Below are 26,036 nucleotides of genomic sequence, written 5' to 3'. Positions count from 1 at the left end.
CTATATTTTGTCTTTTAAAATCTCTTGTGCCTGTATCATATCCTTATCCCCGCGTCCTGACAGGTTGACAAGGATCGTTTTGCCTTTGATCTCTTCGGGGTTAAGCTTTTTGAGGTATGCGACCGCATGGGAGCTCTCAAATGCAGGGATGATCCCCTCTGCACGTGAAAGCCATACAAATGCATCCATTGCTTCATCATCGGTGATGTGGTCATACTTTACGATACCCGTATCCTTGAGATATGCATGTTCCGGTCCAATACCCGGATAGTCCAGTCCTGCCGAGATGGAGTGGGCTTCCTGGATCTGCCCGTCTTCATCCTGAAGGAGGTAACTGAGTTGTCCGTGAAGTACCCCCGGAAACCCTTTTTCAAGCGAACACCCGTGTTTGCACTCCAGTCCTTCACCACCCGCTTCGATACCGATACACTCTACACTTTCATCCTCAAGGAAGTGGTTGAAGATACCCAGGGCATTGGAACCCCCGCCGATACATGCGATCACTTTATCCGGAAGTACACCTTCCGCAGCCTGGATCTGGGATCTCGCTTCCCATCCGATCACAGACTGGATATCACGTACCATCATAGGGTAGGGGTGCGGTCCTGCAACTGTTCCTATCAGGTAGTAGGTGTCACGTGCATTGGTCACCCAGTGGCGGATCGCATCATTCATCGCATCTTTGAGCGTACGGCTTCCTGACTCTACCGCATGTACCTTGGCACCAAGGAGCTTCATTCTGAAGACGTTGAGTTCTTGACGTGCCACATCTTTGGCACCCATGAAAACTTCACACTCCATACCAAAGAGCGCGGCTACGGTTGCTGTGGCAACACCGTGCTGACCTGCACCGGTCTCGGCAATGATCTTGTTCTTTCCGAGTCTTTTGGCAAGGACTGCCTGGGCGATACAGTGATTGATCTTATGTGCACCGGTATGGTTCAGATCTTCACGTTTGAGATAGACCTTCGCACCGACCTCTTCAGAGATATTGGCGGCAAAGTAGAGTGAAGAGGGACGTCCTACATAGTTCTTGTAGTAGTAATCCACCTCTTCCCAGAATCCTTTGTCAAACCGTACGGCCTCATAGTCGAGTCTAAGCTGCTCAAGTGCAGGCATGAGTGTTTCGGGTACATATCTTCCCCCAAACTTACCGAAGTGTCCAAGTTCGTCAGGATCATGAGGACTTGGTTTTGGAATATAGATATCTGAATAGTTTTTCATTCTTTTTACTCTTATGATTTAGTTAGGTGATTATATCGAATGAGAGTTTAGGGAGGGGTAAACAATCTTTAGCTTACCCCGGGAGAGAATACAAAATCAGTCTATTTGAAGTACGGAGTAGACCTCACTGTTGAATCCTTCACGTCCGTTGAGGAATGCAAGCTCCATAATGAAGCAGGCTTCCACACAGTGGGCACCGACTTTGTCTATCAGGTTGGCTGCAGCTTTTGCCGTACCGCCGGTCGCTATCAGGTCATCGATCAGGAGCACTTTGGCTCCCTTCTCTTCACCGAATGCATCGATATGTATCTCCACTTCATCAAAACCGTACTCCAGAGAGTACTTCTCCGCTACCGTGGTATAAGGGAGTTTCCCCTGTTTACGCACAGGAACAAAACCGATCCCCAATCTGTCTGCCAGTATCGAACCGAAGATAAACCCTCTCGCATCGATCCCCGCGATATAGTCCAGGTCATATCCGAGATAACGGTTGGTAAGATGGTCCATGAGCGTATTGAAAGCGTTAGCATTGCCAAGCAGTGTAGTGATATCTTTAAAAACGATCCCCGGTTTCGGGAAATCGGGGATATCACGGATACTGTTTAATATAATTTCTTTCTCTTCGCTTGATAGTGACATGGCAGTTCCTCTGAATTATAGTAGCGGGTATTTTATCATAGGTTATGTAAATGTTATGAAGTGAAGCACTTTACGATAGGTCTGAATGCATCTCTTTGCAATTCTGTTACTGTGGCTTCTCCTCGTTCCATATCTCCCGATATGGAATGCATACGAAAATTAGGGCTACCAGAACTTTTCAATCTCAATCAATCCCTTCATTCTCTCATAATCTCTAGCACTGGAATACCTCCAGTGTACGGCTTCATCCACATACCCTCTCTTTACAGGGTTTTGATGAATATAGTTGATCTTACTTACCATCATCGCATCTGTTTGTATCAACTTTGGCTGATATCCCTCTTCCCAAACCTGATACTCTGTTGTCTTATGGTGAGCTTTTTTATAGAATCTAAGCTGATCGAGTATGGTTTTAACATTCTCTTTTTTGAGTAAATCCAATAATGCTTTTGCCGTATATTGTTTAAATGATTTCATACTCTTTTCTATATCGTCACTTTGTACAACCAAGTGCAGATGATTTTCAAGTATTACATAGGCATAGAGTTTCAGGTTATCTTTCCCCTGTAGGAATTTCAGACAATCTATCACTATTTGTACACTCTCTTTTTTTGTAAAGAGTGGCAGCCAATGCAGTATAGTACATGTGACAAAATACGGATGTGTAGATTCATAGATTTTATAACGACTTCTTCCCATCAGTTATTGTAGCGGTTTTATACTTGCTGGTTTATTGAGGGTTTGATAGGCATTCCATATCGGGAGATATGGAACGAGTTAAAAAGCCGCCCGCGGGTTTTTGATTGGTCTCCTTTGGTTTGTTAGATTTATTTTCGTACATTGGTTTAACCCTATTTGAAAGGTTTCATAGTCATATTTGTAAGATTAACCTCTTGCTCGTTATAACTTCCTCTTTCCAAACTGAACGTGGGATTTTCACTAAGGTACGTATGTTCGGAATAGAAATGCGGATGGCACTCTTTTGAGTCGAATTTGAAGTTCCAAATCCACGCAACAGTTTTATTGTCTTCGACTGATTGCACTAAATAGCTCTGGTCGTAACCTGCAAAATCTCTCGCCATGTAATAGCCGATGACCTTGAACTTGCTACCTATCGGGTATATCTTCTTTTCGATATAGGGAGTGTTGCCTCTATGCTCAAGGTAGTCATGATACTCTTCAAGCGTATTTCGTGTTATGAAATACGCACCTTCGTGCATAAAACTGCTGCCATGAGCTACCAGTGCCATTTTATTGACCGTTCCGAAAACGGTATTTTCACATGGATAATCGTAATAACGGTACAGCTTTAAATATTGTTCAGGTTTATCAGTAGCACTTGACCATAAAAAAATTGCGACAGGCATAAGAATCATCATCCCACCCATCATCAGCAGATTTTTACCGATAAATAGCGGGGTGCTTTCTTTTTCATCTTTACTCTCTTCATCAGATGTTTTAGTAATACTACGGATGTTGAAAGTGAACAGTAACAATGGGACGATGATCGCAATATTCAAGACGGTTCCGACGGATAAGATCCTGCCCCATGTCATAAACATTCCAAGATAAAACAGAATTGGGACCATTAGAAGAGAGAACAATAGCGATAGAATAATTTTGATATTTTTTTTCGATTTCATTGATCTTCTCTTTTTCATCTAACGTTTAAAATGAGCAATCAAAAAGCCGCCCGCGGGTTTTTGATTGGTCTCCTCTGATTTGTTAGAGGCTTTATATTTCATTGAACTTCTTTATCCAAGATAGTAGGTTTTCTGACTCTTGTTCAATTTCTATAAAGTCATGATCAAAAAACCAAATATGGGGTTCAAAGCTCTCGTCGCTGCAGTCACTGTTTTTATAGCAAAACATATTGCCCATTGAATCTGATGCAAATGCGTAATAGCCGACAGGTAGTCCTGCTTTTTGCCATGATTCTGTTCTCTCTAATGCTTGAGCTGGTAGATCAAAGTCTTGTAGATCATTTATCTCAAGATTATTATCTACAATAGTTTCCAAAATATCTGGAGTATATAAGTTACCATAACGAGTCATTAGGTATTTGTATGATTTTGGCAACTTGATGTTTAGATGTCTTTCGACTTTATCAATTTCTTCAAGTGTTGCAGGTTGTAAAGATTCATTTTGATTCCATTTTTTTACAAACTCATCAATTTTTGAAAACACTGTATTCATATGTTCCTCTAACGTTTAAAATGACCAATCAAAAAGCCGCCCGCGGGTTTTTGATTGGTCTCCTTTGGTTTGTTAGCCACTTTTTTGTCGGCTCTCAAATGCGTTGACAAATATGCTTCTCGCAGGTTCATTTAGGTTTTGGTAAATGTACCCATACAGCAATTTGAATTTTTGAAAATGAACTGGATCTGGTTTAACGCCCCTGTTATTTACCGAGTTAGTATCTGCAAAAAAAGCTGCAGTTATTTCTGCAATACGTTCCAGCATCTTATATGGGGGTAAAGGGGTCAGGTGATAGTAATAGTACTATTTTTCTTCCCTCTTTTTATAATCCCATTGACTGTTGGTTGTGCCAGATCCAATACTTTAGCAATCATATGCTGAGAATAGCCTTCCTGATATGCCCACATTTAAATTCATAGTGCAATTTCGCCTCTAAAAATTCTATCTAAAACCTCCTATGAAACTTTCAAATTTTCATGAAATACCTCATAAGGAGTTCTCCAACCTAGAGATTTTCTAGGTCTATGATTGAGTCTATTTTCAATTCTTCTGATCTCTTTTTGGGTCAGATGTTCAAAGCTGCTACCTTTAGGGATATATTGCCTGATCAATCCATTGATATTTTCATTCAATCCTCTCTCCCAAGAACTGTAAGGATGACAGAAGTAGTAGTCACACTTTAGTTTTTTAGAGATGGTTCTATGCCCGGCAAACTCCAATCCATTATCCGTAGTGATCGTATGCACCTTTTTCTTGAAAGGAGCAAGTAATCGAACCATCTCATTAGCCACAACATGTGACCTTTTGTTTACGGGCAAAGAGAGTTTTAGATACATTGATTTTCTATCTACAATAGTGACAATAGCTCCTTGTCTTCCTTTACCTATAATGGTATCTGCTTCAAAGTCTCCTACCCTTACTTTATCATCAACAAGGGAGGGTCTCTCTTCTATGGAAACCCTCTCTTTGATACGGTTCTTCCGTGATTGTCCATACTTCTTCCGTCTTCTGCCTTGTTGTCTCAGGTGGGTATGCAGTGTACCATTACCTAGCTTATCTACATGAATATATGTGTAGATAGTTACATAGCTGACAGAGATACTATGCTTCATCTCCAATGTGGCTGCAATCTGCTCTGGGGAGAACTCTTTTTTGAGGTATTTTTTGATCAGTTCTTTTGTCTCTTTTGTTAGCTTTAGATTCGCTTTTTTTGACTTCTCTATCTGTACTTCTGTTGCTCTGTTATGTGAAGCTATCACCCAGTACTCTTTCCCTATTTTCCCTCTACCTCTTTTTAACTCTCTTGATATGGTTGAGGGATGTACTCCAACAATTTTAGCAATCTCTTTTTGTGTCTTTGTATTTCTATAAGCATTAATCAGGTATCTTTCCTTCAGGGTTAGATGTTTATACGACATTTTACTTCCTTTATCTTTGGTCGGATTTGGAAGTTTGATTTTAGCATCTAACCTCTTCAAATCTCAAAATTACAAAAAATTGCACTTTGGATTTAAATTCGGGTATGCTTGGAGTATGGGGTAAAGGGGTCAGGTGATAGTAATAGTACTATTTTTCTTCCCTCTTTTTATAATCCCATTGACTGTTGGTTGTGCCAGATCCAATACTTTAGCAATCATATGCTGAGAATAGCCTTCCTGATATGCTTGGAGTATGAGTCTGTTTCTCTCTTTCGTATCTTTTGCTATTGATAACATCTTTTTGAGTTTTTCTGCATCCGGCTTTTTATCTATATGAGGTGCTTCTAACAGTGTGGATGCTTTTTTGAGTTCCTGCAGTTGTTCCGTATCTACAGTAGAATACAAAAATGCTTTGATAGCTTCGGTATCTCCTTGATACTGTAGTGTAGTCCAACTCTCTTTAAGGCATTCATTATATTGTTGTGGCAGTAGAAAGTAGTGAGCTGAACTGTAGGGATAATCTTCTACCCCTTTTATTATCTTTGCTTTTAGTGGGTTTTGTTCTATATAGAGTATCAGTGTATATAGATACGCTTCATCTGTAATATACCATGATTTGAATCTTCCTTGCCACAGGTGTCCTGATCTATGGTATTTTTTGTTAAAGTAGATAGCATAGTTCATATTTAGCTGTCTCATAAACTTTGAAAGGTTTTCATTTCTTGTTTCGATAAGTAGATGATAGTGGTTACTCATCAGGCAGTAGTTATGTATGTTGACATTATAGTTTTTTGCATTCAAACACATCAGTTCTATGAAATATTCATAATCCTCCGGTTCTTTGAAAACTACTCTTTGTTCTACTCCTCTGTTGATAATATGATAGTATCCAGGTGTCTCGATACGTGGTTTTCTTGGCATCTCTTCTTCCCCTTCGAATTCATTTTATTTTACAAGTCTATCACTTCGTAGCTTAGTATACTATTACTATCACCTGACCCCTAAACTCCAAATCTACATCTCCCGAAACCATTGAAGTAATGGCCTCTTCAAAGCTTGCTGGATTTTCCGAATACAATAGTTTCAGTATGAGTCCACAGTAGTTAGTTAATGAATTTTCTTTTTGGTGATAGTCAGAAAAAAGTGAGATTTCTCGTCCCAATTATGTACTCCTATATTTTTCTATTTGTAAGCCAACGTTTAAAATGAGCAATCAAAAAGCCGCCCGCGGGTTTTTGATTGGTCTCCTTTGGTTTGTTATGCTCCAACAACGTTCACAAGAAATTGAGTTGCTTTGACTTGATCTGCAAAATCACCAGAAACTAGGTCTCCATTCGAATACCTTATCTGAATAAATATCTTAACAAACTCGATGTTTTCAGGAAGATACCCAAAATCATTGTGATTTAAATAATCCACTGCTTCATCAATAGTGGAAAAAGTGATATTTGTACCATATAGTGGCGCTACTATGACCTGGGTAATTTGTCGATCTAGTGCATGCATTAGGTTTCTTTTAAAAGTTTCTATTTCGGCACGGCTCAACTGGGCTATACGATCAAACACATATTGAAATTGTTGCGGTGAAAGTGTTTGTAGTGCTAGTACTTTTTGTTCTGCATCCTCATCTGATGTTTGTTCATCGTATCGAACATCTACTCCTACAGAGTCAAAGCCATTTACAATATCTGCATATTTAAAATATACAGTTTCAAAACCACACGAGTTGAGTTGTTGCACTGAAGGTTCTGTGTAGAAACCGGCAAGAATCGCTCCCAAAAATGGTTTGTGAAATCTATATTTCTCTGCAATAGGTAGAACGGCTCCTTGAATCTCTTGAGCCTTATTCTTGGAATGTTTCGTATACCTTCGCCATGCACATTCAATCAGTGCTGCTGGAGTTCCTAGTAGTTGATCTGTACCACCTCTTTCAATAACAAAGTCCAAATCATGCTTGCTTCCATAAATATCATTCCAAGATACTTTTTTCCCTCTACGAGCTGTTCTGTATTTCCCAACTACGTCAAGATATAGTTGTCTTTCCAAACAAATTTGAGAGAGTTCTTGCTCAAAATACTTCTCGATAAAATCACCAATCATTTGTCCTAACTTGTGTACCGGTGCTCTTGCCATTTCATCCCTTTATCCATAATCTACCCTCATGCAGAGGGACTGTATGCGTTCTATTTTTCCATTTGACGTTTCTATCTCTTAACTTTTCAAATTCAAAAGATTGATACCCACTAGCAAGTGCTAATTCTCCTAGCCATTTCTCCGCAGGAATATGAACTCCATATGGTGCTGAATCTCCAATTACAAAACAAATTTTAGAGTTTTCATCCATGACACTTCTTGTATTTTTCCATATTTTTGCAAGATCAAAAAAATATGCAGCAATCATTGTGTGGTATGTTTTTTTCCCACCTTTAGTTAATCGAACTTTTTCAAGTTCTTTTGTGGCTGCAGTTAATTCATTTATAATGGGAGCCAAGAGTGGCTCCTGGAGAATTTCGTCAAGCACAATTTTGTCAGCTGCAGAATGCTGTGAACAAGACCGCATAATTGTAGGTCTGACAGCAGTTTTCAAATCACTCCAACCGTCAATTTCACCCCAAAACATCATCTCAAGTCTAGTAGCATCCGCATAATCATAGTTATTTGGGTATGGTGGAGAAGTGATCAATAAGTTACATTTTGGTACATCAATTGCTTCTCTAACATCTTGTTCGTAAATGTGCGCCAAATTTTTCCAATTCGCACTTTTGGCATACTCCATATCCGATGCCATCAAGTCGGCTTTACCTAAAAAGGCTTCAAACGCATCAAGAACTTTTGATTTTGTTTTATTAGGCAAAACATACTGCCATTGTGCTGTTCCTACATTACTGCAAGCACGCAAAATTGATGTGATATTTAGACGAACTAATTCCCAGATAGGATTATCATCGGCAAGTTTTTCATACGAAAAACGTAACCTATCTAACTTCGTCAGAGCTTCAAAGTCATAGCATTTACCAAGCAAATTTGTTTCATCATGCCGCTGAGTCATATCTTGATTGCTTTTAGCGTTTTCAAATACTTTTTGACACGCTTCTTTGAATTCAGATTCATCCAAATGCCAAAGATTTTTCGCCTTAGCAATTCTTGCCACAAATGGGTGGCCATCGAACCCATAAGCCTCGTTTCCGGTAGCACAAGCTGCAAGTACTGTTGTGCCTGAACCCACAAATGGGTCAAGAATTCTGGCCTTTAATCCAGTAGCTTCTTCATATTTTTGGATTTCTGACTGAACCCATTCGGCTGAAAAGCCTGCGGAATAACGGAACCACCGATGTATTGGTAATTTCATATTGTCTGTAAATGTGCCTGATCTTGCTATTTTTTTGTTCATTTATTGTCTTTGTTAATTATTGTCAAGTTAAGAATTTCATAATTATATCTGATTGCATTAAGGTGTAAATGAATTGAGGCATAACTATTTATTAGAGGAACATAATGTCCTCTATCCCCTTTATTGAAGTATTAGTAGTATACAAAAAATGTCCGCCTATTTCAAGAAATATGACAGTTTGCCATATTTTCTCTTGTTCCACCTCTCTGCAGGTGTAACCAGTCAAGGTCCGTCAAACCCTTCGACAGGCTCAGGGTGAACGGTCTATGTTTTTATGAATTGAGTTTTTTCGTTTCATATCTCCCGATATGGAACAAGTTAAAGCTTATGGATTCCGGATCAAGTCCGGAATGACGATATGTTCGGAGGGTTCAATTCCTGATTACCCGAGGTTTGCACCGAACTGGCAGCTTTCGATCTTTCCGACACGTCCGGCATGTCTTCCGCCTTCGAATTCTGTATTGATAAAAGCTTCGATCATATCTTCGATCACCCCTTTACCTACGACACGCTCACCAAAACAGAGGATATTGGCATCGTTGTGCATACGTGTCAGTTTTGCCGTATAGGTATCATGACAGAGCGCAGCACGTACACCCGGTACTTTGTTCGCTGCGATAGAGATACCGATACCTGTACCGCAGATCAGGATACCGAAGCTTCCCTCATCTTCGATCACTTTATTTGCACATTTTTTAGCAAAGTCCGGATAGTCTACTCTATCATCAGAGTCCGGACCGAGATCGATGATCTCACATCCCAGGTTTCTGACGACCTCTTTGACGAAATCTTTGATAGCGAATCCTGCGTGATCGGTAGCGATGTAGAATTTTTTTGACATGTTTTTCCTTTTTTTAGTTCAAAAGCTTTTTAGATAAGAAAGCTTGTAAGAGGTTTGCTTCGTGGCTTTATTTCGTTTCTACCACTCTGGTTCCGTTACTACAATCGCGAAGCGTTCCACGATTGTATAACGCTCTTTATTCTATCGGTTCCTCAAGCTGGATCGTATCGATCTTTCTTCCGATACGTCCCCATCTCACCGTATAGCGCTGATTGTTCCACAGTGCTTCACACTCAGGTGACTCCATTGGGTGGTCTCCGCAGACGCGGCTCAGTCTGGCATTGTCTTTCCCATTGCCGTACGTGTCCCCGTTGAAGACTTCATCATACGATCTGAACTCAAGACTCATATAGATCAGCCAAGGTTGACCTACGATATATTTGTAGGCTACGGAACCCCACATACGGCTGTCGTTTGAGTTGTCCCGGTTATCACCGATCATGTAGTAGTGATCCTCTTCGACCTTTTTATAGAATGCATTTGCTCCCAGCTCGTCAAGGTATACAGGGTACATATCCATAGGCTTGTTGTTGTTGTAAAGCATGGCAAGATATTCAAATGCCGTAAAGTTTTCAGGGGCATACTGAATACCCGGGTATTTACTCATATAAGGGTTCTCTGCCCACAGTTTGCCTCGAAGGCTGAGTATCTTAGCCTCAGGGTACTTCTCTTTGATCTGTGCTTCAGTCGTGAGGTCATGAAAATGGATAAGGAGTCTCTTGTCCATATAGAGCAGTTCATCCCCACCTACAGCCACACAGCGTTTTACAAAGTGTACTTTCGGGGTCTGAGGCTTACGGAAGATAACGATATCCTCTCTTTGCGGGCGGGGTCCCTCTATAAGGTGCCCATTGTTGTTAAAGTCCGGAAGTACGGGTACTTCAAGCCAAGGCAGGTGAGGGGTAGGGATACCGTAACTGAACTTTTTGGCAAAAAGGAAATCCCCGATAAGCTGCGTACGTTTCATCGAACCGCTCGGGATCACAAAAGATTGTGCGACAAAGAAGATCAGGAAAAGCACGATAATGATCGTTCCGGTCCATGAACTGGAGAACTTATATGCTGATGAGAGGACTTTTTTCACTTAGAGGCCTTGTTTTGCAGACTTGAGTGTATTATCCAGAAGCATCGCGATCGTCATAGGACCAACGCCGCCCGGTACCGGTGTGATATAGCTACACTTCTTGCTCACAGGTTCAAAATCTACGTCACCTACAAGAGAGCCGTCTGCGATACGGTTGATACCGATATCGATGACGATCGCTCCCTCTTTGATCATATCTTCTTTGATCAATCCAGGTACACCGACCCCGACAACCACGATATCCGCTTTGCTGGTATGGGCTTTAAGGTCTTTGGTAAAGATATGGGTGATCGTTACCGTAGCATCAGCATTGAGCAGGAGAGAAGCCATCGGCTTTCCTACGATATTACTTGCACCTACGACACAGACATCTTTGCCCTGCAGGTCGATATCATAGGCTTCGAACATCTTCATCACACCAAGCGGTGTACAGGCAACGAAGCTGTCCAGTCCTGTGACCATACGGCCTACATTGTAGGCATGGAAACCATCGACATCTTTTTTCGGGTCGATCACTTCGAGGATACGGTCAGTATCGATATGTTTAGGGAGCGGAAGCTGTACGAGGATACCGTGAATATGCGGATTGTCATTCATCATATTGATGATCTCGATGATCTCATCCTGTGAGATTGTCTCAGGCATCTTATGAACGATTGAGTAGAAGCCTACTTTTTCGCACGCTTTTGCTTTCATCTTCACATAAGCATGGCTTGCAGGGTCATCACCTACGATTACGACTGCGAGTCCGGGAACAATATTCTTTTCCTGTTTGAGTTTAGTCACTTCTTCAGAAACGGTTGCTTGTACTTTATTGGCTAAGGCTTTACCATCGATCAGTTGCATTGAAACTATCCTAATTGATTTTTGGGTATTATATCAAAAATAGTTTAGGGGAGTGAATGCCGGTATGATCTTAAAACGTCTTCTGTTACTGCTTATACTGTCACCGTTCATCGCTTCGCCGCTCAGTGCCGATGAAGATTTCATCTCCCATTATGAGTATGGGCAGATGCTCTATACCTATCCGCGCGGAGTGAGCTGTGTAGAGTGTCACGGGGAAGCAGGCGAAGGAAAAGTGATCGCCGAGTTTCGGGATATCCACGGCAAAGAGCAGATCATAGGTCCTGATATACGCGGGAAGCGTCTTGATGAGATGATCCTGGCAATGAACAGCTATCATGATATCATGCCGCGTTACTACCTCACGGATGAAGAGATCAAAGCGATCTATGATTTTCTCAAAGAGAAGTCTAAAAGGATGAACGTCAGGAGAAAGTGATCTCTTGTGTTATAATAGTCTCATGATATCTATCGGAGGCTATGATGAAACGGATACTTCCTTCTCTCTCTTTACTGCTTATAACGACACTCTCACACGCTTCTTCACTTCAGGTCTATCAAGATACGGCACGCTATACCTATAGCCCCAAGAGTCCTTATCTGGGGATGGCAGAAGGGGTATCGGCAACCTGTCAAGGTCAGCCTTTGGCTTTGGAACAAAACGCTGCATGCGAAAGCGATGAAAGACTCTGCCATGCGTTTACTCTCCTGCAAAGCGGTCAGGAAAAACTCGACGGGATTAAAAACAATATCTCGCTTCTTGATAAGATCATTTCACTCTACCGGCCGACGACACTGGATGCCAGGGTGACGATCGATGCTGCACGGGAGATCGGCAGTGAGCGTGCAAAACTCGTGGCCGAACATGAAAGAGAGAAAATCCGCTTTGCGCTTCAAAAAGAAGCTTTTGTTAAACAGACCAAGGCGACACTCCCTTTATACTACGCTCAAGGATGTGAGGTTCCGACCGAACTGAAGTTCCCGTACGGGTCGATCACCTTCCACACTTTTTATGAAGCAGATCTCTCCGGCGGGGAGAGGGTAAACGTGACACAGTATCTGGCCGTGACAAACCGATCCGGAGTGGATATCTCAGCGGATGAGGCGACCTTTTACGCTCGCAGGGCACAGCGTACCGTACGTCCGGTCCATTTTCATCCCTGGATCATCAGCGAATATCAGCCGCCGTTGCCACGCACGCAAAGTCTCTCGAAAAAGAGCGTGCGTATGATGGATGGAGCGGGTATGGAGATGATGGCAGAAGTATCTCCTGCACCCATTGCCGAATATGTAGATGCCAGGGAGTATAAAGCACGTGACCTTGACCTTCCCTCTACCGGAGAAGCGGTCAATGTGAAGGTCCAGAGCTGGAGTGCAGAGATGAAATGCGGCCTTCACCTCTCTCCTTATGCCAATCTCAGCGTCTATGAAGCGTGCAGTTTCAGCCCGAAAACACAGATAGAGAGTCATACCTGGAAGATCAAAGAGGGGGAAGCGCTGATCACTGACCGTGCCTTTGGCGAGTATCGGGAAAAAAGCTATCATCTCTATACCAAGATCGATGAGGATATCAAGGTGACACGCAGAGCCATTGTCCGCAAAGAAAAAGATACGGGTTTTTTCGGGAACACTGTGCGTAAAAAAGACGGATATATCCTAACACTGACCAATAAATCCGATAAAGATAAATCTCTCACCATTACAGAGCGTATCCCGACATCCACCACTGAAGAGATAGAGGTCAAACTTTTAAAGATCAGTTCCGATAAAAAAGTGGACTACAGGCTGCTGAAAGAGGGTAAAGTAGAGATGCGTGTCGTTTTGGCTCCGGGTGAAGAGAAAACGATTGAAGTGCTTTTTGAAGTTGCGTATGACAAGGAGAGGAAAGTAAGGTATTAACGTATTCCGTACAGCGGGTACCGTTACTTTATAATCTATTCTTTGTTATGATATTTTATGATGATAACCCATCGGGAGTGAGAGAATGAAAGTAGTCATTAACCTTTATAAGAAACATCAGATGACAGTAGACAACTATATTACTACTGCGATAAAGAATGCACCTCAGGAGTATATCGAACATGCCGATGAGATACTGAAAAAGTATACTTTTTTGCAGCTGGTCTATAGTGTCGATGAGGGGTATCACCAGGTGAGTCCGGTGATCTGCCGTCAAAGAAAAGAGACGTTCAACATCGGCAGTGATAAACGCCACTACTTTACCAAGCTTGAGCTTGATGAGGATGGTTTTTATATCTCCAATCCCTATATCCACTACCGTACCGGAAAAGCGAGTATCACGGTTGTACGTAAACTGAATGGGATCTACTATATCTTTGACTGTAACCTGATCACGGTACTTGAGGAGCTTCATCTGATAGAGTACAACAGCACCCATCACAAGTTCAAGCAGGCAGTCTATATGCTTGGCTCAGGGCTCTTGGTCGCGATATCACTTGCGCTCCTTTTTTATGGCGGATACAAATTTGTCATGATCTTTTTCGGGGAAAATATAGACTTTTTCCATGATATTTTTAAAGCGATCATCGCAGCGACCCTGGGGATAGCGATTTTTGATCTGGCAAAACAGATCATCGAACATGAAGTGATCTTTCACAGCTTTACACACGATGAGGCAAGAGAGTACAAGGTACTGGGTAAGTTTTTGGTCTCTATCATTATTGCACTCCTGATCGAGACGTTGATGGTGGTCTTTAAAATTGCATTGGAAGATTATAAAGATATGCAGGCGGCATTTTTCCTCTTGATCGGTACGACGGCAATGTTCGTGGGGTTGGCATACTTCTACAAGACGATTATCGGAAGATGCGAGGTCAAAGAGGAGGAGTAACTTTGGCTTCTCTTTTACTTGAGTAGTTCCAAAATATCCTGATCAAGGTTGGTGCGCAGGACTGAACGTACAGAGAGCGGTTCCCCCTCTTTTGAGATAGCCACGAAGGTAAACGTGGCATCTGTGACCGACATTTCGCAGCGTGCATCACAATGCAGCTTATGGCACTCAACCACAACCTCTACATAGACCGAGATGGAAGTGTTTCCGATCTTTTGTATCGTAGTATAGATCGTAACGATATCACCGCTTCTTACAGGTTTGATAAAACGAAGGTCTGTTACTCCTACGGTTACAGCAGGAGAGTCGATGAGATCATCTACTGCAATGGAGGCAGCTTTGTCCATCATAGACATGATCCATCCGCCGAATACCGTGCCTATGGGGTTCAGGTCGCCGGGATAGGCCTGGATACGCAGTGTCAGGTTTCTCATCGTCTGCCTTTTATGAAATAGTACCCGATAAGTCCAAACATGATCAGTGTAGAGAGGGTATCAAGCAGACCGAAGTTTTCCACTTCAGTCGTGATCGTCAGTACCTCCAGTGTGCTAAAAAAAGTATCGAAAAGATACCCGAAGAGGATACTGAACGAGGCAATCGTACCGAGATAGAGCATCAGTGCCTTTTTCCCGAACATTTGGGCAACGACACCCATCGTGACGGTGTTGGTTGCGGGACCTGCCGAGAGAAAGACAAACGCCGCACCGCCGCTCATACCGCTGAGCATCAAAGCCGCAGCGATAGGCAGTGATGCTGTCGCACAGACATAGAGAGGCATTGCGATAAGCAATACGGCAAAATAGGTAAGAAGTGGATACTCGAAGAGAGGTTCCAGTATCTCCTTGGGAAGCAGGGTGGTAAAGAGGCCACCGAAGAGCAATCCGATAAAAAGTGCTTTGTAGATATCCCCAAAGAGGGTAACATAGGCATACCTGAGAGCCTCTGTAGTGCTGAACCCTTTTTTCTCTTCAGCTGTATGACTCTCACAGCAGCAACCGGAGCAGGACCCTGATCCTTCCGCTTTTACGCGCTCTTTACTCTCGATAAGATTTTGCAGTATACCTGTAATAATGGCAATGAATACAGAGGTAACCACCCGGTAAAGCGTAAAGAACCATCCGAAGAAACTGTAGGTGGCCAGGATAGAATCCACGCCTGTAATAGGTGTAGAGATCAGAAAACTCTGCACGGCACCCTTGCTGGCTCCCTCTTTTTGCAGTGATTTTGCCAAAGGAATGACGGAACAGGAACAGACCGGCATAGGGATACCAAGCAGTGTCGCTTTTATCACAGAGCCACTTTTGCTCTCTCCCAAGTGCGATGCGATAAAATCATCAGGGATAAGCTGTTTCAGAATACCGGCGATCAGCAGACCAATCAGGATATAGAAACTCATTGCGTTGGCAAGAACAACTATATTTTCAAGGATTTTTACCACTGTATCCATAAGTTTTCCTCAGGTTTTCTTTATTTGTGGAGTGAGTTTAACACATTGTTGATGTAAAAAGTGTGTAACATGAGTCAAAAAATGATGTATAATGGCAAAAAGGGGTTTTATCTTCATGGGAGGACAGAATGACAATTGAGGATATTAGATTTGAGATGAGTATCAATGATGTGAAGCCGAGTGATATTGAAGAGATCATAGAGAAGTGCAGACATTCGGGTTTCAGTTCCGACGAGCTGGATCAGGAGCTGCAAAAGAGAGGATACGCCAAGATATTCACTGTTGATTATGATGCGCTTGATACCTATGATGAAGAGGCATGGAGTGATGAGGAATAAAGAGATGCACAAGGTGTATATCTTCTTTGAAATCTCTCTATGAATAATTACTTATTGTAAACATAATGATAATGAAGTATAATTATACCTCTTCATTTAGTTTAAAGGTGGAAGATGAAAAACAGTTTAGTTTATATCGTTAGAGCGTTGGTAGTTGGATTGATCTTGGTATCTCAGGCGGTAGCACAAGAGAGTATAGACGAGAATCAGACTGTCGAAGAACAGAATATCACGGTACAGGAGTTGGTTAATCAAGAGGTGATAAAACCGGTTATCGGTGCTGTCGAGCAGGTAAGGGTCATCCCGGGGAATGTTATTTTAGATGCACGTATTGATACGGGTGCGACTACAAGTTCTTTGGGTGTAGACGAGATGGAAGTCCTGCATGAAGATGGGCAAGACTGGGTTCAGATCACAATAAACGGTCATACAAGTAAACACAAGGTTGTGAAGTTTATTAAGATCAAACAGCATCGTAAAGCGTCTATACCGCGTCCTGTGATACGTCTTAGGATGATATTGGGAGATGTTTCCGAAAGTGTAGATGTAACGTTGGCAGATCGTAGTAACTTCAAATATAAGTTGTTGATCGGACGGAATTTTTTATATGAACGTTTTGTCGTGGATGTAAGTCTGAAATACACCCAAATGCCTAAGTTATATGAGGAGCAATAATGTCTTCTAAGTTTCAGGTTGTAGTGATCGCATTTATGCTTGCGGCGGTAGGCCTTTTTATCGTATGGTATAAAGCGGTCTATTTAAACATCCCTTTAACGCCCCATGCAAAAAAAGACTATTATACGATCAGTGCCGAAGCGAGTTTTATCGGGGAAAACGGTCCTGCTGATATTTCGATGGCCTTGCCATCCCCACAGGAAGATATGAAGATCATCTCTCAGGAGAGTGAATCGGGAGAGTTTGGGTATACGATTTCAGAAACAAAAGAGGGTGAACGTGGCGTATGGTCTAAGAGAACAGTAGAGGGAAAACAGAAGATCTTTTATAAGATCACGGTCTCTCCCGAGCCTGTCTATCCCTATGGTGTTGAGCCTGAGGCTGCTTCAGAGTTTATTGAAAACGAACTTCAGGTAGACAGAGAGGCCTTGTTTGCCTTATGGGATGATGTAGAACGCTCGGCAGTTCTGAGCTTGATAGAGACAGTACGCAAGCACTCATCCGGCCCGCTTACCTTTACTGCGCAATTGATCGATCAGTTTAATCGGGAAGCACCAAGTGACTCCGTGCAGATACTGTTGAAAATGAAAAGAGAGGACAGCGTATCACAGATCGTCAAGATCCTGATGCATGAAAATATACCTGTGCGGAAAGTACGGGGTATTGCGCTCAAAGATCGACAAAAAGGGCGTAAGCTGACCGAGATGTTCGAAGTGTTGACAGATGAGGGGTGGAAACTGTTTGACTATCAAAAAGGACATGTCTATAAACCGAATAATTTTTTTATATGGCAAAGAGGCAATGAGGCGCTTTTCAAGACCAAGGGGGTAAGCAAACCGAAGTTACGCTTCTCCGTGATCCGGACACAGGTACCTGTCGTCTCCACCATCCAGCAGAATCTCTACGGAAGTAATAGTGAGTTTCTGAACTTTTCTCTCTTTACCCTGCCGGGTTCCCAGCAAAATGCATTTAAGCAGATCCTGCTGGTACCGATGGGAGTATTGATCGTAGTGATCCTGCGTATCCTTGTAGGGATACGAACGATGGGAACCTTTATGCCTGTACTGTTTGCCCTGGCATTTATACAAACCTCTCTGCTCAACGGACTGATTATGTTCTTTGTGATCGTTTTTTCAGGACTCTTCATCCGGTTTTACCTTTCAAAGCTGAGGTTATTGCTTGTAGCCAGAATTTCAGCCGTGATCATCGTCGTTATAGCGATCATGTCGCTGATGAGTATCGTAAGTTATAAGCTGGGGCTCACACAGGCGCTGAGTGTGACCTTCTTCCCTATGATCATTCTTTCATGGACGATTGAACGTATGTCTATCCTTTGGGAAGAAGAGGGAGGAAGAGAGGTATTGATCCAGGGGAGCGGCTCACTGCTTGTTGCCGTACTGGCATATTTTGCGATGATGAATGAGTATGCGGCTTATCTCTTTTTCAGTTTCCCTGAACTGTTAATGGTCGTTTTAGCTGTGATCATTTTGATCGGCCGTTATACCGGTTACCGTCTAAGCGAACTCTTCAGGTTTGCACCTCTGGGGCATTCATGAGTTTTTTGGATCAGATTAAAAAGCTTCGGGAGAGAGGAGTGATCGGTATGAACTATAGAAATATCGAGTTGATCGGTCGCTATAATGAGCGAAGTAAATACCCCCTGGTAGATAATAAACTGATCACCAAGAAGATCGCCAAAGAGGCGGGGATCGCCGTAACGGAACTTTACGGAAAGATCGAATGGCAGTCACAGTTGGCACGTCTTCATGAGATTCTGGCTCCTTATGACAGCTTTGTGATCAAGCCGGTGCATGGAAGCGGCGGAAAAGGCATCGTGGTGATCACACACAGGGAAGATGACCTCTTTATCAGGGCAAACGGTAGCTCTATGACACTTACCGATGTGCATACCCATATTACCAATATCCTGAGTGGACTCTACTCTCTGGGAGGGCGTTATGATATAGCGATCATCGAGAAGATGGTGGAGTTTGACCCCGTGTTTCAAAACTACAGCTATGAAGGTGTCCCGGATGTGCGCTTGATCGTCTACAAAGGATACCCTATGATGGCAATGATGCGCTGTCCGACAGATGAGAGTAACGGCAAAGCGAATCTGCATCAGGGGGCTATCGGTGTAGGGATCGATATCGCAACAGGTAAGGCGATCAATGCCGTTCAGCACAACCACCCGGTGTATATCCACCCCAATACGAAACATGACTTTTCTGACCTGCAGATACCGCATTGGGAAGAGTTATTGAAGATCGGTGCCAAGTGTTATGAGATGACCGGTCTTGGTTACCTGGGAGCTGATATCGTTTTTGACAAAAATGTCGGTCCGCTCCTTCTTGAGCTGAATGCACGTCCCGGTTTGGCGATACAGATCGCCAACGGCAAGGGGGAGTACCATAGAGTCAAGCGTATAGATGAGGAGAGACAAGAGCGTAGTGCCGATGAAAGAGTGGCATTCAGCATGAATATACTGAGCAAGGTATAAGGAAGTAACATGAGAACAGTATTATCCCTGTTTTTGATTCTTTTCTCACTCTTATCCGCGTCAGACGTGGATAAACGTTTTTTTGTTCCTGAGAGCAAAGAGAGATACCTGACGCAGATGGAAGCAAATATCACCGCTGATCCCGACAGAGAATCTGCGACGCTTGAATCCGCCCTTTTAACACAGATCAGATCCCAGGATCAAAAAACGGTTCAGATCGACTATCAAAGAGAGAACCTTGATCCCAAGCGTCAGGTTGATCCCAAAGCGTTTGAAAAAAGTATAGATCGGTATATCGAAGCCAAACAGACGTTAGACCAAAGTAGAAAGAAGGTCGAACAGTTACGCAGTAAGCTCGAGTATGTCAAAAAGCATATCAAGGATATCACCGAAGAGAACAGGGATAAGTTAAGAACCTATCAGCTGCAGTACACGCTTTACAGACAGTTGCTTGAGTATGAAAGTAATAAAATAACCATGCTGGATGAGGTCATCAAATTTAATGAGAGCCTTTTTGCCAGTATACTTCCTGTACTCGGTACAGACGGCTATGAAACAGGTCTGAGCAGGATCAAAAAAAATCTTTTGACTCTTGATGAACTGCAAAGTAAAATCGCAGCACTGGATGTGAAGATAGAACATGAAAGACTGCTAGAGTCTAAGGAAGTAGAGACGCTCTTGGTTGAACGCAAAGCCCTGGAAGAGAAATTAAACAGTGCATCGATCATCACCGCAGAGAGTATGCTCGATAGTGCACTCTTTGAACTTGCGCTAAAAAAAGATAACTCCTTTTATGATGCATTGAAAAGATCTGCTGAAGTCATTGCCTCTGTGACATCCTCTGAGAAAGATGGGCTGCAACGGCATCTGCAACTGCTACGGTCACTGGGGAAAACATACTTCGGTGTGACTTCTGTCGCTGTAATTACCTCCAAAGAGAGTCTGATAGATACACTCAACTATTTTATTTCACTGCTCTATAAGCCCTTATTTGTCTTTAACGAAAAAGCAGTGAACAGTGCTGATATCCTGAAGGTGGTGTTGATATTTGTGATAGGTACCTTCATCGCAGCGCTTTATAGGAGACGTGTCGTAAGATGGTCTTCAGGCTGGGGCAAGGCCACACCTATGACAACCAAGCTGATAGCTAATTTCGGCTATTACTTTATCATTGTCGTTACCTTTTTCGTGGCTATCAATAGTGTGGGGATCGATCTCACCTCTTTTTCGATGTTTGCCAGTGCATTGGCTATCGGTATCGGTTTTGGGCTTCAAACGGTCGTGTCAAATATGGTTTCAGGGATCATCATGATGTTTGAAAGAAGTGTAAGGGTAGGGGACTTTATCGAACTCAGCGATACACTCAGAGGTACGGTAACGGATATGCGTATCAGATCAACGGTGATCAAGACACTGGACAATATCGATATCGTCGTTCCAAACTCTTCCTTTATACAGAACAATGTGATCAACCTGACATTGGATGATACGATGCGAAGACTTCATATCCCTTTTGGTGTGGCATACGGTACGGAAGTTGAAAGGGTAAAGGAAGCGGTACTCAGCGAACTTGCACAAAGCGGATTAACGTATTATAGAGGAGAGAATGAAGAGAGGCAACCGATGATTCGTATGACGGGGATGGGTGCCAGCAGTGTGGATTATGAACTGCTGGTATGGATAGATTGGGATACTCAGAGAAAAAATGCCACCATGTCAGACTTCCTGATACTCGTATATAAAGCACTCTACAAGCATAGTATAGAGATTCCATTCCCTCAGATGGATCTACATGTTAAAAATATCAATCAAACCAGAGTGGATATTTGAAGAGAGGTAAAGGTATGAACACCATCGAATCACTCATCGATACTTTACACCATGAAGACCTGCATAACAGACGTCACCCTTCTGTCTTTGATGAAAATGAAACGTATGATATGCTGATCATACGTTTACCCGTAGTGATGAATATCCATGAACTTGATGTCACTTCATTCGGATTCATTATTACCGAAGAAGCGAGTTATTTTTTTAATGCGCTGACGCAAAAACTGGAGATTCTTTCAAAACGTTTTGATGGTCCTTATAGGATTATCGATGAAAAGCTTGACAATGTACTGAGGGCATTTCAGGCATATGAAGATGAGATTTCAACACTTGAAGAGTCGCTCTATAGTGATAAAAAACAGCAAAATTTTATGGATGGGTGGCTGAAACTCAAAAGGGATATTGTACGTATTGAACGTGTTATGCTAAAGGCAACGGCGGTACTCAATGATATGGTCATACACTATGAGAGTAGTGAGAATTTCCCTCTGAACCATTATGCGGATCTTCATGAACACTGTGAACGTCTACACAGATCTGCAGCACTTCAACTTGCCAAACTGGATTATCTGTTCAACTTTTACACTACGCGTACCACAGAGAAGATGAATCGGCTCATTTTCCTGCTGACAATTATCTCTGCAGTATTCCTGCCTCTTAATCTTGTGGTCGGTTTTTTTGGTATGAATACCAGCGGTCTTCCTCTCACTGAAGGACCCGATGGCACCTCAAGTGTAGTATCAGGTATGTTGTTGATCCTTTTTGTGATCTTATCGGGGATGATTATATGGAGAAACAAAATAGACTATACTAAAAAATAATGGTACCGGATAGAAGGTATATAGTGTACATTTCGCAGAAGCAATACCTTTGATAATTTTTTAGAAAAAAGTTTAAAAATTTTCATCAATGCTACCTTAATGCTATTTTGACATGAAATAATATATCAGTTGACTTCCAAAAGGAGCATTTCATGGCAAAAAAATTATTTCTTGTTATCGGGGCACCGGGCTCCGGTAAAACAACGGATGCAAGTCTTATCGCCGCAAGGCACAAGGAAAATATTGTTCACTACTCAACAGGCGATATGCTTCGTGATGAGATAGCCAGCGGCAGTGAACTTGGAGAGACGATCAGCAGCTATATTAAAAAAGGTGAGCTGGTTCCTCTCGAGATCATTATGAATACGGTGATCACAGCGATTAAATATGCACCTACAGAGGTAGTGATCATCGATGGTTTCCCTCGAAGTGTTGAGCAGATGAAAGTCTTTGATGAACTTTTGTCCAGAGAAGAGGAGATCAATCTTGTCTCTGTCATTGAAGTAAGAGTCAGTGAAGAGGTTGCAAGAGAGCGTATACTGGGTAGAGCGGCGGAAGCTGCACCGGGTCAGTTACGAAGTGATGACAAAGAAGAGGTCTTTACGGAACGTATGAAGATCTATACAGAGCCTTTGGCAGAGATACGAACATTTTATGCAGAAAGAAAACTTATCAAAGTCATTGACGGGGAAAAGCCCCTTGATATTGTGGTAAGTTTGATGGAACTGTTTATCTTGAGCAGAACCACTGTTCCTGCTATTCATGTCTCAAACGATACCTATCGTGCCGTAAGGATATAACAGGTTTAAAAGGAGAAAGAATGACCTTGATTGAACTGTTTAGCGATTATGTGAGAAATAAAAAGAGTTTGAAACTTTATGTAGAAGAGAGAAAAAACTACATTACACGGGGTGAGTTTAGCGATCAGACCTTAATAAAGGCCCAATCGTATCTTCAGAGACTCAAAAAAGAAGATCCTGGGATCTATGATCTGATGTATGAGACATTGGAGCAGTATTATGAAGAGGATTGCGGTCACTATGTAGAGTATCCGATCAATTTTATTCGTCAGATCTTGCAGATATATGATAACCATATTCCTGCAGAAAAAGTCTATGAAGTCTATAGAAAAGGTTTAAAGCATCACTATTGTGATGCGTAGATCTTCTCGCATGTGGGCTGTAAGATCCATGCTGTTGTTCCCCTTTAATATTAACCGCTAATCGCCATATTCCGGTTGCATGGATCTTTCAGCCCACATTATCTTCCTTTCTTAACCTAGTAATTTCAAAAGCAGCAGTCCGTATACGATGTAGGTGTTATAACCTGACTAGATCAAATCGATCCAGATTCATCACTTTGGTCCAGGCCGCTACAAAGTCATGGAGAAATTTCTCCTGCGCATCAGAACCGGCATAGACTTCAGCCAGCGCTCTCAGTTGGGCATTGGAACCGAAGATCAGATCGATGCGGGTAGCACTCCATTTTTGTTCATCTGTTCTACGATCGCATCCCTCGAACAGATCTTTATCTTCCGAGAGAGGTTTCCATACGGTACTCATATCAAGCAGGTTAACGAAAAAATCGTTTGTCAGTGATTCCGGCCGATCGGTGAAGATACCATGCCGGGTTCCTCCGGCATTGGTATTCAAAACACGCATACCGCCTATAAGAACCGTCATTTCCGGGGCAGTAAGTGTAAGCAGCTGTGCCTTATCTATCAGTAACGCTTCAGCGGATACTGCGTACTTGGCTTTTTCGTAGTTTCGGAAGCCGTCGGCGATTGGTTCCAAAACGGAAAATGCGTTGATATCGGTTTGTTCTTCAGATGCATCCATCCTTCCCGGTATAAACGGTACGGTAATATCATATCCGGCATTCATTGCTGCTTTTTCAATACCCGCAGATCCTGCAAGTACGATCAAGTCAGCAAGCGAGACCTTTTTATTCTCATTCTGTGTATCGTTAAATTCATCCCGGATACTTTTAAGTGCTGCAACCACTTTCGTCAGTTGTTCCGGCTGATTTACTTCCCAATCCTTCTGCGGTGCCATACGGATACGTGCACCGTTTGCACCGCCCCGCTTGTCCGAACCTCTGAAGGTAGAGGCAGAAGCCCATGCAGTAGAGACCAGTTCACCGACTGAGAGTCCTGACTCAAGGAGTTTGGCTTTCAGCTTAGCTATATCTTTCTCATTGATCAGTTTATGGTCACAGGCCGGGATAGGGTCCTGCCAGATGAGCTCTTCATCAGGGACTTCCGGACCAAGGTAACGTGCACGTGGACCCAGGTCACGATGCGTGAGTTTGAACCAGGCCCTGGCAAAAGCATCTCTAAACGCATCGGGATTTTCAAAGAAATGTCTTGAGATTTTTTCATACGCAGGGTCAAATCGCAAAGAGAGGTCTGTCGTTAACATCGTCGGTGCATGGCGTTTTGATGGATCATGGGCATCAGGTATGCTGTTTTCACTCTCTTTTGCTCTCCATTGGTAGGCGCCTGCCGGGCTTTTTGTCAGTTCCCACTCATACCCGAAGAGATTCTCAAAGAAGTTATGGCCCCATCTGGTCGGTGTAGAGGTCCAGGTAACTTCCAGCCCGCTGGAGATAGTATCGGCCCCTTTCCCCGTACCAAAGCTGCTTCCCCAACCAAACCCCTGTGCTTCAATAGCGGCTGCTTCGGGTTCAGGACCTACATGGGAGGCATCACCTGCACCATGACATTTACCAAAGGAGTGGCCACCGGCGATCAATGCCACTGTCTCTTCATCATTCATCGCCATACGGGCGAAGGTCTCACGTATATCTTTAGCTGCTTCAAGTGGATCGGGATTTCCATTGGGACCTTCCGGATTGACATAGATAAGCCCCATTTGGACTGCTGCAAGAGGGTTTTCCAACTCCTCATGCGCTCCTTTATACCGCTCATCATCCAGCCACGTTTTTTCTGCACCCCAGTAGATATCTTTTTCGGGTTCCCATATATCTTCACGTCCACCGGCAAATCCGAAGGTTTTAAAGCCCATTGATTCCAGTGCCACATTACCGGCCAGTATCATAAGATCAGCCCATGAAATTTTCCGGCCATACTTCTGTTTGACGGGCCAGATGAGTCTGCGTGCTTTATCCAGGTTGACGTTGTCAGGCCAGCTGTTTAGAGGAGCGAAGCGTTGATTCCCGCTGCCGCCTCCACCTCGACCGTCACCGGTACGGTAGGTACCGGCACTGTGCCATGCCATACGGATGAAGAGTGGACCATAATGGCCGAAATCTGCAGGCCACCACTCCTGAGAGTCTGTCATAACGGCTAGAAGATCTCTTTTTACGGCATCTAAATCTAATCTATTGAATGCTTCAGCGTAGTTAAAATCCCTATCCATAGGGTTGGATAGAGAAGAGTGCTGGTGTAAGATATCGAGATTTAACTGGTTGGGCCACCACTCCTGATTTGAGGTACCGCCACCTGAAGTATGTTTCAAAAATTGTTTAGTGTCAAACATCACATCCTCCTAAGAAGGTTAAGTCTGATTGAAAGATGCCATGGAAGGCGTCTAAACCACTTTTATATTACTAAAGATCTTCACCCTTCATATTCTCCTGTAGTACTTTATGCGAAACGTTTGTTTTTTCCCACATGTTTTATAGTTAAACTGTTCCTATTGTAATGTAAAAAAACTTAAGTAGAAAATAATTTTTTTTAAAAATTAAAAATAGATAAATATAATATTGAAAGTGTAGATTGAGTCAATGTATTGTCTCATTAGTATCTGATACAACTCTCTTCTGCTAACTGTAAAAGCGAAGGAGATTCATTTTTATTGATTGAACTTTAGAGGTGATATGCAGTGGATGATCTATTGTTGCAGTTTGGTTTAGCGTTATCTTCTTTCCCTGAGATATGAGGAGTGAAGTGACTAAAAGTTGTCACTTCATTC

26 protein-coding genes are annotated in these 26,036 nt (G+C 42.7%); 11 read left to right on the top strand and 15 right to left on the bottom strand.

Features of this window, described 5'->3' with window-relative positions; genetic code table 11:
* The 12 genes from trpB to folD form a co-directional block, all read right to left on the bottom strand.
* Positions 1-1,206, bottom strand: a complete 1,206-nt coding sequence (trpB, locus tag AC4JOV_RS07630; RefSeq protein ID WP_404820165.1) for a tryptophan synthase subunit beta — start codon at positions 1,204-1,206, stop codon at positions 1-3.
* A gap of 114 nt (positions 1,207-1,320) precedes the next feature.
* Positions 1,321-1,863, bottom strand: a complete 543-nt coding sequence (locus tag AC4JOV_RS07625) for an adenine phosphoribosyltransferase (protein WP_229938178.1) — start codon at positions 1,861-1,863, stop codon at positions 1,321-1,323.
* A gap of 165 nt (positions 1,864-2,028) precedes the next feature.
* Positions 2,029-2,562 carry an REP-associated tyrosine transposase gene (locus AC4JOV_RS07620; RefSeq protein WP_318532955.1) on the bottom strand — a complete coding sequence of 178 codons (534 nt, stop codon included), beginning with the start codon at positions 2,560-2,562 and terminating at the stop codon, positions 2,029-2,031.
* Between the two features lie 152 nt (positions 2,563-2,714).
* Positions 2,715-3,506 (bottom strand): hypothetical protein, encoded by a 792-nt coding sequence (locus AC4JOV_RS07615; protein WP_229938180.1) that lies wholly within the window; start codon positions 3,504-3,506, stop codon positions 2,715-2,717.
* A 91-nt stretch (positions 3,507-3,597) separates the two neighbouring features.
* Positions 3,598-4,059 (bottom strand): SMI1/KNR4 family protein, encoded by a 462-nt coding sequence (locus AC4JOV_RS07610; protein WP_229938181.1) that lies wholly within the window; start codon positions 4,057-4,059, stop codon positions 3,598-3,600.
* Between the two features lie 458 nt (positions 4,060-4,517).
* Positions 4,518-5,480, bottom strand: a complete 963-nt coding sequence (locus AC4JOV_RS07605) for an IS30 family transposase (protein WP_229935945.1) — start codon at positions 5,478-5,480, stop codon at positions 4,518-4,520.
* A gap of 129 nt (positions 5,481-5,609) precedes the next feature.
* Positions 5,610-6,401 (bottom strand): transposase, encoded by a 792-nt coding sequence (locus AC4JOV_RS07600; protein ID WP_229938182.1) that lies wholly within the window; start codon positions 6,399-6,401, stop codon positions 5,610-5,612.
* Positions 6,402-6,737: 336 nt separating this feature from the next.
* Entirely contained in the window at positions 6,738-7,613 is an 876-nt protein-coding gene (locus AC4JOV_RS07595) for a hypothetical protein (RefSeq protein WP_229938183.1), read from the bottom strand.
* A 1-nt stretch (position 7,614) separates the two neighbouring features.
* The gene (locus AC4JOV_RS07590; RefSeq protein WP_229938184.1) at positions 7,615-8,871 is read right to left on the bottom strand and encodes a site-specific DNA-methyltransferase; all 1,257 of its coding nucleotides are present in this window, start codon (positions 8,869-8,871) and stop codon (positions 7,615-7,617) included.
* 382 nt (positions 8,872-9,253) lie between these two features.
* Positions 9,254-9,712 carry a ribose 5-phosphate isomerase B gene (gene rpiB / locus AC4JOV_RS07585; RefSeq protein WP_229938185.1) on the bottom strand — a complete coding sequence of 153 codons (459 nt, stop codon included), beginning with the start codon at positions 9,710-9,712 and terminating at the stop codon, positions 9,254-9,256.
* A 136-nt stretch (positions 9,713-9,848) separates the two neighbouring features.
* On the bottom strand, positions 9,849-10,796 hold the full coding sequence (lepB, locus tag AC4JOV_RS07580; RefSeq protein ID WP_229938186.1) for a signal peptidase I: 948 nt from the start codon (positions 10,794-10,796) through the stop codon (positions 9,849-9,851).
* Complete coding sequence (gene folD, locus AC4JOV_RS07575) at positions 10,797-11,642, bottom strand: bifunctional methylenetetrahydrofolate dehydrogenase/methenyltetrahydrofolate cyclohydrolase FolD (RefSeq protein WP_229938187.1); 846 nt, start codon at positions 11,640-11,642, stop codon at positions 10,797-10,799.
* Positions 11,643-11,706: 64 nt separating this feature from the next.
* Here folD and AC4JOV_RS07570 point away from each other — a divergent pair, with 64 nt between their 5' ends.
* From AC4JOV_RS07570 to AC4JOV_RS07560, 3 genes are all read left to right on the top strand, one after another.
* Positions 11,707-12,078: a c-type cytochrome gene (locus AC4JOV_RS07570; protein ID WP_229938188.1), complete on the top strand. Its 372-nt coding sequence runs from the start codon at positions 11,707-11,709 to the stop codon at positions 12,076-12,078.
* A gap of 44 nt (positions 12,079-12,122) precedes the next feature.
* Positions 12,123-13,538: a DUF4139 domain-containing protein gene (locus tag AC4JOV_RS07565; RefSeq protein WP_229938189.1), complete on the top strand. Its 1,416-nt coding sequence runs from the start codon at positions 12,123-12,125 to the stop codon at positions 13,536-13,538.
* 85 nt (positions 13,539-13,623) lie between these two features.
* On the top strand, positions 13,624-14,490 hold the full coding sequence (locus AC4JOV_RS07560) for a hypothetical protein (protein WP_229938190.1): 867 nt from the start codon (positions 13,624-13,626) through the stop codon (positions 14,488-14,490).
* Positions 14,491-14,504: 14 nt separating this feature from the next.
* Here the strand turns inward: AC4JOV_RS07560 and AC4JOV_RS07555 are convergent, their stop codons facing one another.
* Both AC4JOV_RS07555 and AC4JOV_RS07550 read right to left on the bottom strand, forming a co-directional pair.
* On the bottom strand, positions 14,505-14,924 hold the full coding sequence (locus AC4JOV_RS07555) for an acyl-CoA thioesterase (protein WP_229938191.1): 420 nt from the start codon (positions 14,922-14,924) through the stop codon (positions 14,505-14,507).
* Positions 14,921-15,937 (bottom strand): SO_0444 family Cu/Zn efflux transporter, encoded by a 1,017-nt coding sequence (locus AC4JOV_RS07550; protein ID WP_229938192.1) that lies wholly within the window; start codon positions 15,935-15,937, stop codon positions 14,921-14,923. Before AC4JOV_RS07550 ends, AC4JOV_RS07555 begins: the two co-directional genes overlap by 4 nt.
* Positions 15,938-16,065: 128 nt before the next feature.
* Between AC4JOV_RS07550 and AC4JOV_RS07545 the strand changes: the two genes are divergently transcribed.
* From AC4JOV_RS07545 to AC4JOV_RS07510, 8 genes are all read left to right on the top strand, one after another.
* Entirely contained in the window at positions 16,066-16,275 is a 210-nt protein-coding gene (locus tag AC4JOV_RS07545; protein ID WP_229938193.1) for a hypothetical protein, read from the top strand.
* Between the two features lie 114 nt (positions 16,276-16,389).
* Positions 16,390-16,950: an ATP-dependent zinc protease family protein gene (locus tag AC4JOV_RS07540; RefSeq protein ID WP_229938194.1), complete on the top strand. Its 561-nt coding sequence runs from the start codon at positions 16,390-16,392 to the stop codon at positions 16,948-16,950.
* Positions 16,950-18,506, top strand: coding sequence for a UUP1 family membrane protein (locus AC4JOV_RS07535; protein WP_229938195.1), 1,557 nt, complete (start codon positions 16,950-16,952; stop codon positions 18,504-18,506). The genes AC4JOV_RS07540 and AC4JOV_RS07535 overlap by 1 nt, the downstream gene beginning before the upstream one ends.
* A complete protein-coding gene (locus AC4JOV_RS07530) occupies positions 18,503-19,450 on the top strand; it encodes an alpha-L-glutamate ligase-like protein (protein WP_229938196.1) in 948 nt (315 codons plus the stop codon). The genes AC4JOV_RS07535 and AC4JOV_RS07530 overlap by 4 nt, the downstream gene beginning before the upstream one ends.
* 9 nt (positions 19,451-19,459) lie before the next feature.
* Positions 19,460-21,280, top strand: coding sequence for a mechanosensitive ion channel family protein (locus AC4JOV_RS07525; protein ID WP_229938197.1), 1,821 nt, complete (start codon positions 19,460-19,462; stop codon positions 21,278-21,280).
* Positions 21,281-21,294: 14 nt separating this feature from the next.
* On the top strand, positions 21,295-22,101 hold the full coding sequence (locus AC4JOV_RS07520) for a CorA family divalent cation transporter (protein WP_229938198.1): 807 nt from the start codon (positions 21,295-21,297) through the stop codon (positions 22,099-22,101).
* Between the two features lie 152 nt (positions 22,102-22,253).
* Positions 22,254-22,901, top strand: coding sequence for an adenylate kinase (locus AC4JOV_RS07515; protein ID WP_229938199.1), 648 nt, complete (start codon positions 22,254-22,256; stop codon positions 22,899-22,901).
* Between the two features lie 20 nt (positions 22,902-22,921).
* Entirely contained in the window at positions 22,922-23,263 is a 342-nt protein-coding gene (locus tag AC4JOV_RS07510; protein ID WP_229938200.1) for a hypothetical protein, read from the top strand.
* A gap of 157 nt (positions 23,264-23,420) precedes the next feature.
* Here AC4JOV_RS07510 and katG read toward each other — a convergent pair whose 3' ends face one another.
* A complete protein-coding gene (gene katG, locus AC4JOV_RS07505) occupies positions 23,421-25,601 on the bottom strand; it encodes a catalase/peroxidase HPI (RefSeq protein ID WP_229938201.1) in 2,181 nt (726 codons plus the stop codon).
* Positions 25,602-26,036: the final 435 nt, after the last annotated feature.

It is taken from the genome of Sulfurovum sp. MH2-6, assembly GCF_058374785.1.
The sequence above is the reverse complement of the archived record's forward strand: the minus strand, read 5'-3'. Positions and strand labels throughout refer to the sequence as shown.

What these genes read in the sequence shown, in the direction of transcription:
- AC4JOV_RS07545 (WP_229938193.1), top strand. Translation starts at nt 16,066, where the DNA reads ATGACAATTGAGGATATTAGATTTGAGATGAGTATCAATGATGTGAAG.
- AC4JOV_RS07550 (WP_229938192.1), bottom strand. Translation starts at nt 15,937, where the DNA reads ATGGATACAGTGGTAAAAATCCTTGAAAATATAGTTGTTCTTGCCAAC.
- AC4JOV_RS07555 (WP_229938191.1), bottom strand. Translation starts at nt 14,924, where the DNA reads ATGAGAAACCTGACACTGCGTATCCAGGCCTATCCCGGCGACCTGAAC.
- AC4JOV_RS07615 (WP_229938180.1), bottom strand. Translation starts at nt 3,506, where the DNA reads ATGAAATCGAAAAAAAATATCAAAATTATTCTATCGCTATTGTTCTCT.
- AC4JOV_RS07540 (WP_229938194.1), top strand. Translation starts at nt 16,390, where the DNA reads ATGAAAAACAGTTTAGTTTATATCGTTAGAGCGTTGGTAGTTGGATTG.
- AC4JOV_RS07525 (WP_229938197.1), top strand. Translation starts at nt 19,460, where the DNA reads ATGAGAACAGTATTATCCCTGTTTTTGATTCTTTTCTCACTCTTATCC.
- AC4JOV_RS07520 (WP_229938198.1), top strand. Translation starts at nt 21,295, where the DNA reads ATGAACACCATCGAATCACTCATCGATACTTTACACCATGAAGACCTG.
- folD (WP_229938187.1), bottom strand. Translation starts at nt 11,642, where the DNA reads ATGCAACTGATCGATGGTAAAGCCTTAGCCAATAAAGTACAAGCAACC.
- AC4JOV_RS07595 (WP_229938183.1), bottom strand. Translation starts at nt 7,613, where the DNA reads ATGGCAAGAGCACCGGTACACAAGTTAGGACAAATGATTGGTGATTTT.
- AC4JOV_RS07510 (WP_229938200.1), top strand. Translation starts at nt 22,922, where the DNA reads ATGACCTTGATTGAACTGTTTAGCGATTATGTGAGAAATAAAAAGAGT.
- AC4JOV_RS07515 (WP_229938199.1), top strand. Translation starts at nt 22,254, where the DNA reads ATGGCAAAAAAATTATTTCTTGTTATCGGGGCACCGGGCTCCGGTAAA.
- AC4JOV_RS07560 (WP_229938190.1), top strand. Translation starts at nt 13,624, where the DNA reads ATGAAAGTAGTCATTAACCTTTATAAGAAACATCAGATGACAGTAGAC.
- katG (WP_229938201.1), bottom strand. Translation starts at nt 25,601, where the DNA reads ATGTTTGACACTAAACAATTTTTGAAACATACTTCAGGTGGCGGTACC.
- AC4JOV_RS07625 (WP_229938178.1), bottom strand. Translation starts at nt 1,863, where the DNA reads ATGTCACTATCAAGCGAAGAGAAAGAAATTATATTAAACAGTATCCGT.
- AC4JOV_RS07530 (WP_229938196.1), top strand. Translation starts at nt 18,503, where the DNA reads ATGAGTTTTTTGGATCAGATTAAAAAGCTTCGGGAGAGAGGAGTGATC.
- AC4JOV_RS07600 (WP_229938182.1), bottom strand. Translation starts at nt 6,401, where the DNA reads ATGCCAAGAAAACCACGTATCGAGACACCTGGATACTATCATATTATC.
- AC4JOV_RS07590 (WP_229938184.1), bottom strand. Translation starts at nt 8,871, where the DNA reads ATGAACAAAAAAATAGCAAGATCAGGCACATTTACAGACAATATGAAA.
- AC4JOV_RS07565 (WP_229938189.1), top strand. Translation starts at nt 12,123, where the DNA reads ATGAAACGGATACTTCCTTCTCTCTCTTTACTGCTTATAACGACACTC.
- AC4JOV_RS07610 (WP_229938181.1), bottom strand. Translation starts at nt 4,059, where the DNA reads ATGAATACAGTGTTTTCAAAAATTGATGAGTTTGTAAAAAAATGGAAT.
- AC4JOV_RS07570 (WP_229938188.1), top strand. Translation starts at nt 11,707, where the DNA reads ATGATCTTAAAACGTCTTCTGTTACTGCTTATACTGTCACCGTTCATC.
- AC4JOV_RS07620 (WP_318532955.1), bottom strand. Translation starts at nt 2,562, where the DNA reads ATGGGAAGAAGTCGTTATAAAATCTATGAATCTACACATCCGTATTTT.
- AC4JOV_RS07535 (WP_229938195.1), top strand. Translation starts at nt 16,950, where the DNA reads ATGTCTTCTAAGTTTCAGGTTGTAGTGATCGCATTTATGCTTGCGGCG.
- AC4JOV_RS07605 (WP_229935945.1), bottom strand. Translation starts at nt 5,480, where the DNA reads ATGTCGTATAAACATCTAACCCTGAAGGAAAGATACCTGATTAATGCT.
- rpiB (WP_229938185.1), bottom strand. Translation starts at nt 9,712, where the DNA reads ATGTCAAAAAAATTCTACATCGCTACCGATCACGCAGGATTCGCTATC.